Source organism: Actinotignum stranguriae, assembly GCF_051265215.1.
GTDB lineage: Bacteria > Actinomycetota > Actinomycetes > Actinomycetales > Actinomycetaceae > Actinotignum > Actinotignum schaalii_C.
The window spans coordinates 15779-29816 of the sequence record NZ_JBOZCJ010000015.1 but is presented as its reverse complement, the minus strand read 5'-3'; the positions used below and the strand labels follow the sequence as shown (position 1 = coordinate 29816).

The window sequence follows — 14038 nt, the reverse complement described above, 5'->3', positions numbered from 1 at the left end:
CACGAAAGGCAGCTGCACCCTAGACGACCTAGGGTGATGTTTATTACCCTAGGGTTATTCGGTTCGGTACTCGTCCGGCCGTGCGGACATCTTCTAGCAAAGGAGCGCAATGAGGCATTCCGCGTTATCGTATTCAGTTTCTGGGGCTCCCATCGAGGGCACTATCGTCGCTTTTCACGGGGTGACCGATTGTGCCGCCTCGCTACACAGCCTCGCCGCGCATTACGGGCGCGATTATCGAGTAGTGCTCTGCGATCTCCTCGGCCACGGACTCTCGGCCCGTTTCGCCAAGGATGACCTGGCCGATCCCTTTTCCGCCCTGGTTGCCAGCGCAACCGATGTGGTGGTGCGGGCCGCGGCCAGTACGCCCGCGCGCCAGGTCCTCCTCATGGGGCATTCCCTAGGCGGCGCAGTTGCCGCACATATTGCCGCCGCGCATCCCGCGCTTATCGCCGGGCTGGTGCTCGAAGATCCGGCTCTCCTCACCCCGGAGCAGGCCCGCACCTACCGCGAGGCTGCCGAGGATCTTGGCAAAACTCAGCAGCGGGTGCGCGAATACCTCCCCGAGGCCATCGCTTCGCTGCGCGAGTCCTACACCACGTGGACACCCTCTGAATATGCCGGCTGGGCGCAGGGTAAGACCGAGGTTGATCTTGATTTCATTGCCACCGGCGTGGTGGGTCGCCCCGGCCGCGAGGTGCTCGGCCAGCTGCATATGCCAACCCTCCTTGTTACCGGCGACGGTGATGACGTGCTTTTCGGAGCCGCCGGCATCGAGGCCCTGACGGAGCATCACAACCCGCACCTGCGCGGGGTGCTCATCCCGCAGTCCACGCATACGGTGCGCCGCGACCAGGACAGCGCTTTCTACGCCGCGGTGGATCCCTTCCTGGCCGAATGCGCAAAAGCGCAGACTCGCCCGCAACCGTACTTGGATCCGCAGCTCACACCTTTGCTAGCGGGCGTCCCCGAGCAGACCACCTGGGATACCGCGGCAATGCGCGCGGAGGGCGAGGCGCTACTGGGAGCAGAGCCGGAGCTACCCGCGAATATTCGCCGCGAGGTCGTTATGGAAAACGGCCTCGAGTTGCGTATTTTCCACCCCGATAGCACGACGACGCCGCAGCCCCGCGTGGTCCTGTCCTTGCACGGTGGCGGTTACGTGGCGGGCCGTGCCCGCTATGACGACGCCCGCAACGCAGAAATCGCGCAGCTGGCCGGGGCCACCGTGGTAGTTCCCGATTACCGACTGGCTCCCGAGCATCCTTTCCCAGCGGCGGTAGAAGACTGCCGGGCTGCGCTCGCTTATATTACGCGCGTTTTCCCGGGTGTACCCGTGCTGATTTTCGGTGATTCGGCCGGGGCCGGCTTGGCCGATCAGGTGCTGCGCTTCGCGCAGCCAGAGGAACTGGCCGGCTTGTGCGGCGTCGTCGCCCTAGAACCGTGCGTGAGCCCGCGCCTCGATACACTTTCCTACCGAACTTATCGTGATGGACCGGTGTGGACACGCGAGGCCGCGGCCGCGGCGTGGAACGCGTACGTTGGTGATTCCGGGTACCGGGCCGAGCCGATTTCCGCAGGTAGCGGACCATATTCCGGCTTGCCCATGCTGCTTGTAGTCAATCCGGTGGACCCGCTGCGCGACGAGGGGCTGGACTGGGCGCGCGATCTTATGGATGCCGGCGCGGCCGTGGAGCTTCATATGTATCCGGGGACGTTCCATGGCATGCTCAGCGCCCCTGGCACCGATGCCTGGGTGAAAGTCTGTGCGAATATAAGCAATTTTATGGCGGCCGCTTTCGCCGGGCCGCTTCCCACCTCCACAAAAGAAAGGCAGAACAATGAGTAAGGCGACTTCTTCGCGGCTCCTTCAGGTAGCCATCGCCGCCGCGCTCGGAGGTTTCCTCTTCGGGTTCGACGTCGCCGTCATTAACGGCGCGATTGGGTCGGTATCAGGGAACGTGACCGGGTTCGACCTCAGCTCCCTCATGACGGGAGTGGTGGTATCGGTGGTGAGCCTCGGCGCAGCCATCGGCGCCTGGTTCGCCGGGCAATTCTCCAATAAATACGGCCGCATTAAGGTCATGGTTACAGCCGCTATCCTGCTGGCTATTTCAGCTCTTATGTCCGGACTGTCCTTTAGCGCTTGGCAGTTGGTGGGCTGGCGACTGCTTGGCGGGCTGGGCGTGGGCATTAGCGCCGTCGTCGCTCCCGCCTATATCGCAGAGATCGCACCCGCGGATAAACGCGGGCGGCTCGGAACCCTGCAACAGCTGGCCATCGGCATTGGTATTTTCGGGGCCTTTATCTCCAATTTCATCCTCGTGAAAATTGCTGGCTCGGCGGACGATATTCTGTGGTTCGGGCTAGAAACCTGGCGCTGGATGTTCATGAGCGAATTGGTGCCAGCACTGATTTACGGACTGCTAGCGCTACGCCTACCCGAATCGCCTCGTTACCTGGTTTCCGTGGGGCGTGAGACGGAAGCGGTTGCTATTCTGACCTCTACCGGAGCGGATGCGAATCCGGCCGAACGCGTCGAAGAAATCAAACGGAGCCTGCGCGGGCACCAACCGCGGCTGCGCGATCTGCGCAATAGCAAGTACTTCCTGCACCCGGTAGTCTGGGTGGCACTCGCCTTCGCCTTCCTCATCCAGATGGCCGGTATTAATAACATTTTGCTGTATGCAACCCAGCTATGGGAGACGGTGGGCTACACCGGAAACCTCGCGGTATTCATCCCCGTTGTCACTTCGATGATCGGTATCTGCATGACCGTAGTGGGCATGCTCTTGATTGACCGCGTGGGGCGCCGGCCACTGCTCCTGTGGGGCGCTATCGGTATGTTCGTCACGATGATCACCTCGGCTATTGCTTTCATGCAGGGCACGGTCGACGCCAGCGGTGCACTCGAACTTCCCGGAGCGTGGGCGGCTATTGCACTGGTGAGCGTGCACCTCGTTTACATTATTTTCTGCGGAACCTGGGGCGTGGTGCTCTGGGTCTTCCTCGGGGAGATTTTCCCGAACCTCATCCGCACCGCGGGACTCGGTTTGGCAACGGCGGGCAACTGGATTGGCGGTACTCTGGTGACGCTGCTCTTCCCGGTATTCGCGCAGCATCTCGGCTTGGCCGGTACCTACTTCTCCTACGCGGTTGTGGGCGCGATGCTCATCTGGCTGGTGGTGCGCTACATTCCCGAGACCAAGGGCCGCGAACTCGAGGAGATGGAATTTAGTACGCGGTAGCTAGGCTGCTGCGGCTGTGCTGTGGCGTCTTCCGGGCACCGCGTATTCCGGGCGGAGCACTATTCAAGCGGCACAAAATCCGGGCGGCGGCGATGGCGAATCCTCGAGGTTCGCTATCGCCGCCGTTAGTTTTCCTCGGGCGAAGCGGGTACTCCCGTTTGCACCGCGCGGTCTTTTATCTGAGATATCCAATGTTTCCAGTCATTTATCCGTGCGTCAGCTGTTAGCGACGGCCGAAACGTAGCCCAAAATCAACAGTCGAAAAGCAGCCCTTATTTCGAATGAGCTCGACAGAGTAGTAACTATCCGCAATCTCCGGATAGTTCGATTGGAACGCGCAGCTCTTCTCAACGCAGTTCAGACTATGACTCAGATTCAGAGAACCTACCTCTCTGCGCAGAACACTTATCAGTGAACGGCGAATGGACAGTACGTTTACAGATACAGAAGTACCATGAATATATGGCTATCACCGCTTTGCCTAGTTCAGAGCAAGTTCCATCACTCCAGCGGCTTCAGTTCGCTGAGGAGGCAATTCGCGATGTCATTAAACTTCATAAAGGCACCGGGCGGTTCTGGGTTTTCGGTTCGGTTGCTCGCGGTGAGGCAACCATCGAATCGGACTATGATCTCCTGGTCGAATTTTTGCCCGATGCTAGCTACTTTGACCTTGTCACATTAGAAATGAAGCTAAGCGAGCTACTTGAAACCCCAGTCGACATCATGTCGATTCGTTCGAGGGGTTACGCCGCAGATCATGCACGATCCCAGGCTATCGAGATCAAGCATGGCTTCCCCTACTGATCCGCGCATCGTGGCCGAAGCCCTCAACGAATTGGCAGATACAGTAAATACATCATTGGCCACGGAAAAGACACTTTCCTTGCACGTTCAGCTGAGTCAGAGCTGCTGTACCTTGCATCGTGTCAAGTTGTAATTCGACTTCATGCCATGATTGAGGACCTTCCCAAAGAACTGACAATTTCATGGTCTGATTTGCCTTTAGAACAGGTACGTGGGATGCGTAACCGACTTGCGCACGGCTACCTCGATATTGATGAACAGATGCTCTGGGAAACCCTAGCAAACGACACACTCCCCTTAATCACAGCCATACTTGCTCGAATCGAAGAGTAATTTGCCCGTAAGCAGCATAGAAAACTCCGGAGCTTTCTCTTCCAGCAAGTAGCCACAACAAAGGCTATGGACACCGAAGGGCAATTATTGGAATTTTTCCAATAGTTCGAAAAGAAGACATCAGGAAGGTCACGCCGCTAACCCAGCATACTCCCGCTATTGCACTTCAAACTAGAATCTGGGCCGGTCTGGACCTATGTCCAAGATCGCTTTTACTACAACCCCACAATCGCGCGAATTTCCTCCACGTGCGCTTCCAGATCCGCGAGTGGCGTGCGGTAGGTCAGCGCGCTGACTGAGATTGCCCCGTCCGGAACCGCGGTTGAGGAGAAGAAGTACGGAACGGCCAGGCAGTTAATACCGGTCTCATTTTCCTGGCGATCCACCGCGTAGCCCTGCTCCCTAATTTCGAGGAGTTCCCGATACAGTTCTCCCGGGTCGGTCACCGTATATTCGGTACGGGCCGGGAATCCCACACGCCGCTCCAGCTCACGCACATCCTCCAGACTTCGTACCCGGTAGGCAAAAAGAAGCTTCCCCACCGCGGTGGAATGGATGGGATTTTCTCCACCGATGCGCGATGTCAGTTTCACGGGCCCGAGGATGGGATCCTTTTTCGCCCGGTAGATAACGCGGTCCGCTTCCAGAGTGGCATAGTGGGCAGTCTCCCCGAAGCGCTCCACCAGTCGCTCCAAAACGGGGCCAACCCGCTCATCATTACTCCACGCTTCGAGATTACGTAACGCTAGGCGCACATAATTATCTCCAAGGACGTACGTCCCATCGGGGCGCTGATCGGCCAATCCCGCCCGCCGCAAAGCTGCCAAACCCCGATGAACAGTGGGTTTTGGGGAGTCTACCGCCCGCGCGAGCTCCTCGAGCGAAGCCCCGCGCACCCGCTCCCCCAAAGCCACTAAAATGGCGAGAACTCGGTCAGAACCCACCAATTTCTTGCTTTGCTCACCCATATCGCCCCTATCAGCTAAACTCATAACTGTTCCACTTATCGAATTGCGTTCCATTTATTGGAACTGCCCAGTGCGGGGCACGCCGCGGAAAGCGACGGTATTTCGGCTTGGAACACCACGCAATCCGGCATCGTCGCTTGTGTAGATTTGAGAGGTCATCATGACATCCCTTCTTGCTATGCCGCTAGGAACATTACCAGCGGTCTTCCCCATGGAGGCGGAAACCGCCTCCGCTCACCCGGGCATTCTTGTGGCCGCGGCCCTCCTGGGCATTGCCACCATCGTTGTTCTTATCACCGTTTGCAAGATCCACCCCTTCCTTTCCCTCATGTTCGGATCGGTGGTCATGGCTCTTGTTGCCGGCGTTCCCCTCCTCGACGTTTTCGATTCTTTCACCAAGGGCCTGGGCAGCACAGTCGGCTCCGTCGGCGTCCTCATCGTGCTCGGCTCCATGATTGGCGCGCTCCTCATTAAATCCGGAGGCGCGGATACCATCGTCGATTCCATCATCGGGCGCACCAGCACCTCGAAACTCCCCTGGGCTATGGCACTGATTGCGTTCATTATCGGAATCCCGCTCTTCTTCGAGGTCGGCGTGGTTCTGCTTATTCCGGTCGTCCTCATGGTCGCCCGCAAGTCCCATGTTAACGTGTTGCTCATTGGCGTGCCCGCCCTGGCCGGCCTTGTTTGCCTGCACGGCTTCGTTCCCCCGCACCCCGGGCCGCTTATCGCCATTGACGCGCTGGGTGCGAACCTCGGTCTCACCTTGGGCATCGGTCTCATTATCGCCATTCCGGCCGTTATTATCGGCGGACCGCTCGTGGCGCCCATGATGGCCCGCGCTATCCCCGATCTGCAGCCGAAGGAACTCATTTCCACCGATGAACCGGTTCCGGCCGAACACCGGCCCGGATTCTTCGCGTCCATCATGATCGTGCTGCTGCCGGTCATCCTCATGATGCTGCGCTCCGTCATCGAAATGACATCACTGAACGTTCCCGTTCTCACCACGGCGCTGCTTTTCCTGGGCGAACCGGTTGTCGCCCTGCTTTCCTCCGTCATTTACGGTGCCTTTGCGCTGGGGATGCGCGGCGGGCGCGGCCTACAAGGCGTTTCCGATATTATCGGTTCCTCGCTCCCGCCCATCGCCGGCATCCTCCTCATCGTGGGCGCTGGTGGCGGCTTCAAGCAGACACTCGTTGATTCGGGTATCGCGGACGTGATCGGCAACTGGCTTTCCGGCCTGCCGCTTTCCCCGCTCCTGGCTGCCTGGCTCGTGGCGGTCTTCATCCGCCTGGCTACCGGATCCGCCACCGTCGCCACGATTACCGCAGCCGGTCTGGTGGCACACCTGGCCGAAGGCATGGAACCGATTTCGTTGGCCCTCATGGTCCTCGCGATCGGCGCCGGCTCCCTCTTCATGTCCCATGTGAACGATGCTGGTTTCTGGCTGGTCAAGGAATACTTCGGTATGACGGTCGGCCAAACCTTCAAGACCTGGTCCGCCCTCACCACGATTATTTCCATCGTCGGAATCGTCATGGTTGAGATCATTCACCTCTTTGTCTAGGAAAGGAGCTCCCCCACCATGGAAAACCCGCAATTCATTTGCCCCACGGTCACGGCTTTCGATAACAACCTCAATATCGACGCCGCAACCAACCGGCAGCTGTGGGACCGGCTCATCACGGGCGGCGTTGATGGCATTCTTGTTGCCGGCTCCATCGGAGAGTTCTTCGCCCTCGCTTATGAGCAGAAACTTGAGCTGATCAAGCTTGCCGCGCAGCACATTAATGGCCGGGTGGAGCTGCTGGCCGGCACCGGGATGAACTCCCTTCCGGAAACCATCAAGCTGTCCAACGCGGCACTGGAAGCGGGAGCGGACGCCGTCGCCCTTATTACCCCGTATTACTTCACCCTGGGTGAGGAAGCGCTCTTTGATTACTACGCGGCCTGCGCGCAGGCAATTAACGGGAAGATTCTGCTTTACAATTTCCCGGCTCGAACCGGGAATGATATTGGCCCGGAGCTGCTGCGGCGCCTGGTGGATGAGTTCCCGAATATCGTCGGCATTAAGGACACCGTCACAGAGCTGTCCCATACCCGCGCGCTCATCCAGGCGGTGCGCCCGCGGCATCCCGATTTCCGTTTTCTGGCCGGTTTCGATGAGAACTTCTACTACACGCTTCTCAGCGGTGGAAACGGAGCTATTTCCGGCCTGGCGAATGTTTACCCGGAGGTGACGGCTGCCTGGGTACGCGCGGCGCGCGAAGGCAATGCGGCCACACTGGAACGCATGCAGGAGCTCATGAACCACCTGGCAAATATTTACACTATCGCCCCGGTTTTCGTGCCCGTCATCAAGGAAGCGATCCGCCAGCGCGGCGTCGCCCTTTCCACCGTGTGCCGTGCCACCCCGACCGGATTGACCGCGGCGGAAAAGGATGCGGTCACGGCGCTGCTTGCCCGCGCCGATGAACTGATCGCCGCGACTGACCTCCCGTCCACCGGAATTCCCGCACTCCCGTCCACCGATCTCTAAAACACAGCAGAGGAGACAACTATGCGCCTCGAAGATATTTACGAGGAACAGCCACCGGAATTTTATGAAACACGCACTCACGCGGAGGGCCCCAGCGGCAAGCTCCCGCTCACGGAAGATTTCTTACGCAATGCGCCCTCGGGTTATATTTTCTCGATGACGCAGGGCCGCGGCATGGGCTGGGAAGCCGATGATCTTGCTAACGACGACATCATGATGATTTCCACCCTCGGCGGTCTGCGTGATGCGGACGGCAACCCGACGGCCCTCGGTCTGCACACCGGACACTTTGAGCTCGGCATGCTGCTGGACGAAGCGGCCAAGGAGTTCAAGCGCCTTGATCATATTCCGTACGCGACTTTTGTTTCTGATCCGTGCGATGGGCGCTCCCAGGGCACCACCGGAATGTTCGACTCACTTCCGTATCGGAACGACGCCGCAATGGTCTTCCGCCGCCAGATCCGATCACTCCCCACGCGTACCGCGGTGCTGGGTGTTGCCTCATGTGACAAGGGTTTGCCGGCTCTCATGATGGCCCTCGTTTCTCAGCATGACACCCCGACTATCCTGGTTCCGGGCGGTGCCACCCTCAAGGCTTATGACCACGAGGATCTGGGGACCGTCCAGACGGTGGGTATTCGCTTTGCTGCCGGGGAGATGACCCTGGAAGAAGCTATGATCGAAGGCTGCCGGGCTTGCGCTTCGGGCGGGGGTGGTTGCCAGTTCCTCGGTACCGCGGCCACCTCGCAGGTGGTGGGTGAAGCCCTCGGGCTCGCGCTCCCCCATTCTGCGCTGTGCCCTTCGGGTGAAGATATTTGGAAGAACCTGGGTACTGCTTCGGCCCGGGCGCTACTCGGTTTGAAGCGTGATGGCATTACCACCCGGGATGTCATCACCGATAAGTCCATTGAAAATGCCATGGTGCTACACGCCGCTTTCGGCGGGTCTACCAATCTGCTGCTCCACCTCACGGCTATCGCTTACGAAGCGGGCTGCAAGGTACCCACTGTTGATGATTGGGAGCGCATTAATAAGAAGGTTCCGCGCCTGGTATCCGTGATGCCTATTGGCCCGGTACATTTCCCCACCGGGGTGGCTTACCTGGCCGGCGGAGTTCCGGAAACGATGCTGCACCTGCGTGATCTGGGATTGCTCCATCTGGATGCTCTGACAGTAACAGGGAAAACCGTAGGGGAGAACCTCGAGTGGTGGGAGAATTCCGACCGGCGCGCCCGCGTGCAGGAGCGCTTGCTGCGCGTCAATAAGATCCCCAAGGACGACGTGATTATGGATCCGGAGAAGGCCCACCGTAACGGTCTAACCTCCACCGTCACTTTCCCGAAGGGCAATATTGCGCCGGAAGGGTCGGTTGTAAAATCCACCGCCATTGATCCGAGCGTGGTAGGCGAGGATGGAGTATTCCGCCAGACCGGACCGGCCCGCATTTTCGTGCACGAAAAGGACGCTATGGCCGCGCTCAAGGATGGCAAGATCCAGGCCGGCGATGTCATGGTCATTGCGGGCATCGGCCCCTCGGGTACGGGGATGGAAGAAACCTACCAGCTCACGTCCGCACTCAAGAAGCTCCCCTACGGGAAGCACGTTTCCCTCATTACGGACGCGCGTTTCTCGGGCGTGTCCACCGGCGCATGCTTCGGGCACGTGGGCCCGGAAGCTCTGGCCGGTGGCCCCATCGGCAAGCTCCAGGAAGGCGATCTCATCGAGATTGTGGTGGATACCGTCAACCTGGAAGGTTCGCTCAACTTCATCGGACGGCCCGGTGAGGAGGTTAGCTGGGAAGAAGGAGCCACGGTTCTTGCCGAGCGGCCCTCGAACCCGGACCTGGCCCCGGACGAGGATCTCCCTGATGACACCCGACTCTGGGCAGCACTCCAGGATGCCTCGGGTGGGATTTGGCGCGGTTGCGTCTACGACGTCGACCGTATCGTTGAAACCTTGCAGGCAGGGCGCGCGGCACTCAAGGAGGCAGGGGTGGCCTGGGCTCAATAACCGCAAGAAATCGGGCCTAGTTCCGCAATCGGAAACAAAGCTCCACAACCCGTCAGCACCGAGCTGACGCACCGCGGGCGGCTTGATCGCACTCATCAAGCCGCCCGCACTTGTATCAGCACTTTTATTATCGCTTTTCGGGTGTCCCGTAAACTCACCGGTCAGCACCCTGCACGCATGTCCCTCAGCGTCCCTCGCGCGCCTCCGCGATCCGGTTGCATAGCGCGGCCACGGCATCCTCGTCATTGGAACCGATCTCATAAGCCGAAATATCCTTGACCGCCGCCACCGAATTGGACGGGCAGATCGCCACCCCCACTTCGCGCAGCCAGGACAGGTCATTCGCGGAATCGCCAATACCGGCGGTGCGAGCAACCGGAACGCCAAGCCCTTCGAGGATGGTGCGCAGCGCCACCCATTTATCGGTAGCCGGGCTGGTCACCTCGATGGTGCCATCATAGGAGCGCGCCGCATTGGGGAATTCCGCCGCAAGATCGGCGCGGATACGCTCGTATTCGGCATCACTGGCGAAAAGCGCTGCCTTGAGGCGGTCCTCGCGCGGTAGTTCCTCCAGGTCCGCCACAACGGGCTGCTCGCCTTCATTGCGCTCGGCAAGCACCCGCACCGCTTCACCGTCTTCCTTGGCGAAGAGGTGGTCACGGCCGAAAATAACCAGCTGGAGGTCGTGCTTGCGGCAAAAGTCGAGGATGCGCGCGTAGAGTGCGTCGTCCATAGCTTCGTACGACGCCGCATCCGCCACACCATGCGCATAATCTCGCACGGAGGCCACCGCCATGGCGCCGCTGGCCGCGATAAGCGGTCCGTCAATATTGGCACGCTCGTAAATCCCCACGGTCGCCGGGTATACCCGGCCGGTCGCCACGATAATAGCGACGCCGGTGGCATGCAGCCGGGCCAGCGCCGCGATCGTGGCATCGGAAACGTGTTTGTCATTGCGTGCCAGGGTACCGTCCAAATCGAGGGCCAGCGCGTCAATGGTGAGAAGGTCTGCGGGAAGCTCAGCTTCCAGGTCCAGATGAATAGCCATATCTCCACGGTACGCTACTCGCGCGCGCTCCGGGTGGGCCGCGCGCTCCGGGAACTCACCGGTGACTAATCGTTTCCTTCCCGTCCTTCCCGTGAATTTCCACCAGCTGCGCGGTGGCTGACTGACCATCCGCGGCCACCTCGGTGATGTCAATCGTCAGGGCCAGCTCACCCCAGGCCGGATCGGGGCTGGCCGGCTTGGGGGTCTCACCCGGCCGGGTCACCACCGCCGGATCCACGGTTTGCAAGCCGAGCTCTTGGGGCGAATAGCTTTCCAGGCCGGCGATAGTCACCCGAGCTCCCCCGCATTGGGGCGGGTGGCTCTCCATGAATACATCGCACATGGTGGCCACCCCGCCGCTGATAATCACCCCGCCGCGCACTTTCACTTCCCCGAGTCCGTGCGCAATAGCCTCAGACGGGAACTGTGCGGTATCCCCGGGCCCGCCGGGGAGGGGCGTGGCCGGTGGCGGCGTCGTCGTATCACCGCTGCAGCCGCCCAGGCCCGCTACGCCACAGAGCGCAGCCACCACGCCCGCGGCAACCGCCATCATGTTCTTGCCCCGCATGTCACGCCTTTCGTTTCTGGGCCCGTGCCCCGCGCGAATCCACCCGCGCCTACTGGTAGCTCACAAAAGCCGGGGTCGGCTCCACCTGGGTGTAGGTTTCCTCCGGCGTGAGCATAGGTTTGTCCTCATCGTAGAAGTTCTTCCAGCCCCATGCCACACCCGCGGGCGCGTGGCTGTGTAAGGTGCGCCAGGTGTCCTGCTTGGCGGCCTGGCTGCCCTGGCCGTCGGCGTGGATCACCAGCGCGACTTCGGCGCGGGACTGGTCGAGCTGATCGACGTCGCGCAGCATCTGCACCTGGAACTGGTGCAGGATCACGACTTTCTGGGGTAACTGATTCTCCCGCACAAAATCGGCGAGCCACCTCACTGTCTCATTGACCTCGGCGATCTCCACGTGGCCGATGCGCTCCAGCGGGAAATCATCCGGGCCCAGGCGCCATTCCGGATCCAGCGCGATGCCCACATTCGGGTAGCGCAACAGCTTCTCATAGCGTTTGACCTGCTCGGGGAAGCTGGAACGCCCGGGCTGGAAATCGAGAACCACGTACTGTCCGTGGCGCGCGGCCGCCTCAATATAGGGGATGAAAATATCCGGATCCCATTCGTGTGAATAATTGCCATCGTCGCCGGCCTGCCCGGCCGCCACCGTCACGATGAGCTCCAGCGCGGGGATGACCGTGTCCTCTGTGAGCGCGCGATAAGGCTGGGCATGCGCTTCGGCCCGCGCCGCGGTTTCCTCCACGCCCTGCTCGCCGAGCACCCCGAGCGCGGCCGTGACCGGCGAACCATAGAGCGCCACGTAGCGCTTACCGTCCAGCACCAGCTGCCCGCCGCCGGGCAGTTCCGTTCCGGTGCGAGCCGCGGCCAACTGCCAGGAAAGATTCGGAAGGTCGATGCCGAAGCTGGCCACCGCCGCCTCGCTTCCCGCGAGCGCCTGGATAGTTGCACTGCTTGCGCGCGGATCAGGATCGGATGCGACGACGGCGCCACCTGCCGCGCGCACCGTGGCCAGGGTCGCGGGATTCGCGCCGTCGGTCACGACAGGGAATGACGCGGTGGGGGTGGCCGGCAGGTAGTGGAAATCCGCGGGCGTGGGGTGGGTTGGTTGAGGAGTATCGGTGGACTGCACGGAGTCCTGGCCCTCCGCGGGAGGGTACTCCTCAGCCTCGCCACCAAGCCAGGCCGGTGCCGCGGTTCCGACCAGGAGAGTACGAGTGACTCCGAGCCGCTCAAATTCCGCGGCGAGGGCGCTCCCAGCAATCGAGGCTTCGGGCTGAGTTTCCACATTTTCCACCGGGAAAACCGGCACGCCCAAGGATTCGGCTAGCTTGCCGGCCTCCTCCACGAAGCCCGGGCCGCTCACTACCGCGAGCTGGGCACTGGCGAAAAGCGCAGCGGAGGCGGCAAGAGCTCCTTCCATATCCGCGGCGGGGAGGACCAGGTCCGCCGCCGGCGCGCGGTGCACGGCGATGGGACCGCGCTCCTCGGCGCTCGGCTCGCCGCTACATGAACTGAGGCTGAGAGCTAGCACAACGGCCAGCCCGGTGAGCAGGCCAAATGCGGCCGGGTGCGGGCGGCGGGCGGTGTGCGAATCCGTGAATGGCGTGGTGGTGCTGGGTCGACGGTGACGGTGCGGCACAAAACTTCCTTCCTTCGGCGCCTTTACAGGGTAGCGATAATGCGCCGCCCGCGCATCCCCGCCTACTCCGAACGTGGCTCCTCGCCTACTTCCGATTGGTAATCGGCAAGGAGGGCTGCCGCGAAGGCGGCGTCGTCGGAATTAATGGAACGGAGCACGCGGGCCGGAACTCCACCCACAACGCTCCCCGGCGGGACGTCACGCAGTACCACGGCGCCGGCGCCCACCACGGAATTTTCACCAATGGTCACGCCACCGGCGATGGAGGCACCCATGCCGATCCAGACGTTGTTTTCGATGGTGATGGGCCGGCCGTATTCGAGACGGGTGGCGCGCAGAGCTGGGTCGATGGGATGCGAAGCGCAGGACATGGTGACGTGCGGGGCAATGAGGACCCCGGCGCCGATGCGCACCGGGCACAGGTCCAGGATCACCGCGCCGGTGTTGATAAAGGACCCCTCCCCCAGGCTGATATTCACTCCGTAATCGCAGGTGAAGGGGCGCACGATCTGGGAGCCGGCCCCGAAGCTGCCCAGGAGCTCACCCAGGATTTCGGTTGCTCGGGGACTGCCCCAGGCAGCCTCGGCGTTGAATTCTTCCAGCAACGCGATGGCGCGTTCGCGCACCCGGGCTTGCGTCGGCCCCCAGCGGTAGAGCCGACCTTCCACCATCCGCCGCCATTGCACGTCCGCGACTTCATCCGGAATCGGGCAGCGGGAGCGTTCGGGCAGCTCAGCGATGTGCGGGCGGGCAATATGGCGCGGCTTGGCGTTCATTTCGGGCATTTTTCTTCCTTAAGTTTGAGGCGCGGGAAAGATGGAAAAGTAGTACGACGACGCCCGTGCGGGGCGAGTAGCGAGCTACCCGCCCCGCACGAC

12 protein-coding genes are annotated in these 14038 nt (G+C 61.2%); 7 read left to right on the top strand and 5 right to left on the bottom strand.

Features of this window, described 5'->3' with window-relative positions:
- The first annotated feature begins 109 nt into the window (after window positions 1-109).
- The 4 genes from ACRQEG_RS06255 to ACRQEG_RS06240 all read left to right on the top strand — a co-directional run bounded on the left by ACRQEG_RS06255 (window position 110) and on the right by ACRQEG_RS06240 (window position 4385).
- On the top strand, window positions 110-1849 hold the full coding sequence (locus tag ACRQEG_RS06255) for an alpha/beta hydrolase (RefSeq protein WP_320753058.1): 1740 nt from the start codon (window positions 110-112) through the stop codon (window positions 1847-1849).
- The gene (locus ACRQEG_RS06250; protein WP_320753059.1) at window positions 1842-3248 is read left to right on the top strand and encodes a sugar porter family MFS transporter; all 1407 of its coding nucleotides are present in this window, start codon (window positions 1842-1844) and stop codon (window positions 3246-3248) included. Before ACRQEG_RS06255 ends, ACRQEG_RS06250 begins: the two co-directional genes overlap by 8 nt.
- A 462-nt stretch (window positions 3249-3710) precedes the next feature.
- Window positions 3711-4052 (top strand): nucleotidyltransferase family protein, encoded by a 342-nt coding sequence (locus ACRQEG_RS06245; protein WP_320753060.1) that lies wholly within the window; start codon window positions 3711-3713, stop codon window positions 4050-4052.
- A gap of 30 nt (window positions 4053-4082) precedes the next feature.
- On the top strand, window positions 4083-4385 hold the full coding sequence (locus ACRQEG_RS06240) for a HepT-like ribonuclease domain-containing protein (protein ID WP_435706764.1): 303 nt from the start codon (window positions 4083-4085) through the stop codon (window positions 4383-4385).
- Between the two features lie 215 nt (window positions 4386-4600).
- On the opposite strand, the gene ACRQEG_RS06235 is transcribed toward ACRQEG_RS06240, so the two are convergent.
- A complete protein-coding gene (locus tag ACRQEG_RS06235) occupies window positions 4601-5377 on the bottom strand; it encodes an IclR family transcriptional regulator (RefSeq protein WP_320753061.1) in 777 nt (258 codons plus the stop codon).
- Between the two features lie 136 nt (window positions 5378-5513).
- On the opposite strand from ACRQEG_RS06235, the gene ACRQEG_RS06230 reads away from it, so the two are divergent.
- The 3 genes from ACRQEG_RS06230 to ACRQEG_RS06220 are packed head-to-tail and all read left to right on the top strand — an operon-like array spanning window position 5514 to window position 9905.
- Window positions 5514-6923 carry a GntP family permease gene (locus ACRQEG_RS06230; protein ID WP_407706606.1) on the top strand — a complete coding sequence of 470 codons (1410 nt, stop codon included), beginning with the start codon at window positions 5514-5516 and terminating at the stop codon, window positions 6921-6923.
- Window positions 6924-6941: 18 nt separating this feature from the next.
- Entirely contained in the window at window positions 6942-7895 is a 954-nt protein-coding gene (locus ACRQEG_RS06225) for a dihydrodipicolinate synthase family protein (protein ID WP_320753062.1), read from the top strand.
- 21 nt (window positions 7896-7916) lie between these two features.
- Window positions 7917-9905, top strand: a complete 1989-nt coding sequence (locus ACRQEG_RS06220; RefSeq protein WP_320755979.1) for a YjhG/YagF family D-xylonate dehydratase — start codon at window positions 7917-7919, stop codon at window positions 9903-9905.
- 184 nt (window positions 9906-10089) lie between these two features.
- On the opposite strand, the gene ACRQEG_RS06215 is transcribed toward ACRQEG_RS06220, so the two are convergent.
- From ACRQEG_RS06215 to ACRQEG_RS06200, 4 genes are all read right to left on the bottom strand, one after another.
- Complete coding sequence (locus ACRQEG_RS06215) at window positions 10090-10953, bottom strand: HAD family hydrolase (protein WP_320753064.1); 864 nt, start codon at window positions 10951-10953, stop codon at window positions 10090-10092.
- A gap of 55 nt (window positions 10954-11008) precedes the next feature.
- The gene (locus ACRQEG_RS06210; RefSeq protein ID WP_320753065.1) at window positions 11009-11521 is read right to left on the bottom strand and encodes a hypothetical protein; all 513 of its coding nucleotides are present in this window, start codon (window positions 11519-11521) and stop codon (window positions 11009-11011) included.
- 49 nt (window positions 11522-11570) lie between these two features.
- Window positions 11571-13160, bottom strand: a complete 1590-nt coding sequence (locus ACRQEG_RS06205; protein WP_320753066.1) for a hypothetical protein — start codon at window positions 13158-13160, stop codon at window positions 11571-11573.
- A gap of 62 nt (window positions 13161-13222) precedes the next feature.
- Window positions 13223-13945: a sugar O-acetyltransferase gene (locus ACRQEG_RS06200; protein WP_320753067.1), complete on the bottom strand. Its 723-nt coding sequence runs from the start codon at window positions 13943-13945 to the stop codon at window positions 13223-13225.
- Window positions 13946-14038: the final 93 nt, after the last annotated feature.

Excerpts from the sequence above, each read along its gene's own strand:
- ACRQEG_RS06255 (WP_320753058.1), top strand. The coding sequence starts at position 110 with ATGAGGCATTCCGCGTTATCGTATTCAGTTTCTGGGGCTCCCATCGAG.
- ACRQEG_RS06250 (WP_320753059.1), top strand. The coding sequence starts at position 1,842 with ATGAGTAAGGCGACTTCTTCGCGGCTCCTTCAGGTAGCCATCGCCGCC.
- ACRQEG_RS06245 (WP_320753060.1), top strand. The coding sequence starts at position 3,711 with ATGGCTATCACCGCTTTGCCTAGTTCAGAGCAAGTTCCATCACTCCAG.
- ACRQEG_RS06235 (WP_320753061.1), bottom strand. The coding sequence starts at position 5,377 with ATGAGTTTAGCTGATAGGGGCGATATGGGTGAGCAAAGCAAGAAATTG.
- ACRQEG_RS06230 (WP_407706606.1), top strand. The coding sequence starts at position 5,514 with ATGACATCCCTTCTTGCTATGCCGCTAGGAACATTACCAGCGGTCTTC.
- ACRQEG_RS06225 (WP_320753062.1), top strand. The coding sequence starts at position 6,942 with ATGGAAAACCCGCAATTCATTTGCCCCACGGTCACGGCTTTCGATAAC.
- ACRQEG_RS06220 (WP_320755979.1), top strand. The coding sequence starts at position 7,917 with ATGCGCCTCGAAGATATTTACGAGGAACAGCCACCGGAATTTTATGAA.
- ACRQEG_RS06215 (WP_320753064.1), bottom strand. The coding sequence starts at position 10,953 with ATGGCTATTCATCTGGACCTGGAAGCTGAGCTTCCCGCAGACCTTCTC.
- ACRQEG_RS06210 (WP_320753065.1), bottom strand. The coding sequence starts at position 11,521 with ATGCGGGGCAAGAACATGATGGCGGTTGCCGCGGGCGTGGTGGCTGCG.
- ACRQEG_RS06200 (WP_320753067.1), bottom strand. The coding sequence starts at position 13,945 with ATGCCCGAAATGAACGCCAAGCCGCGCCATATTGCCCGCCCGCACATC.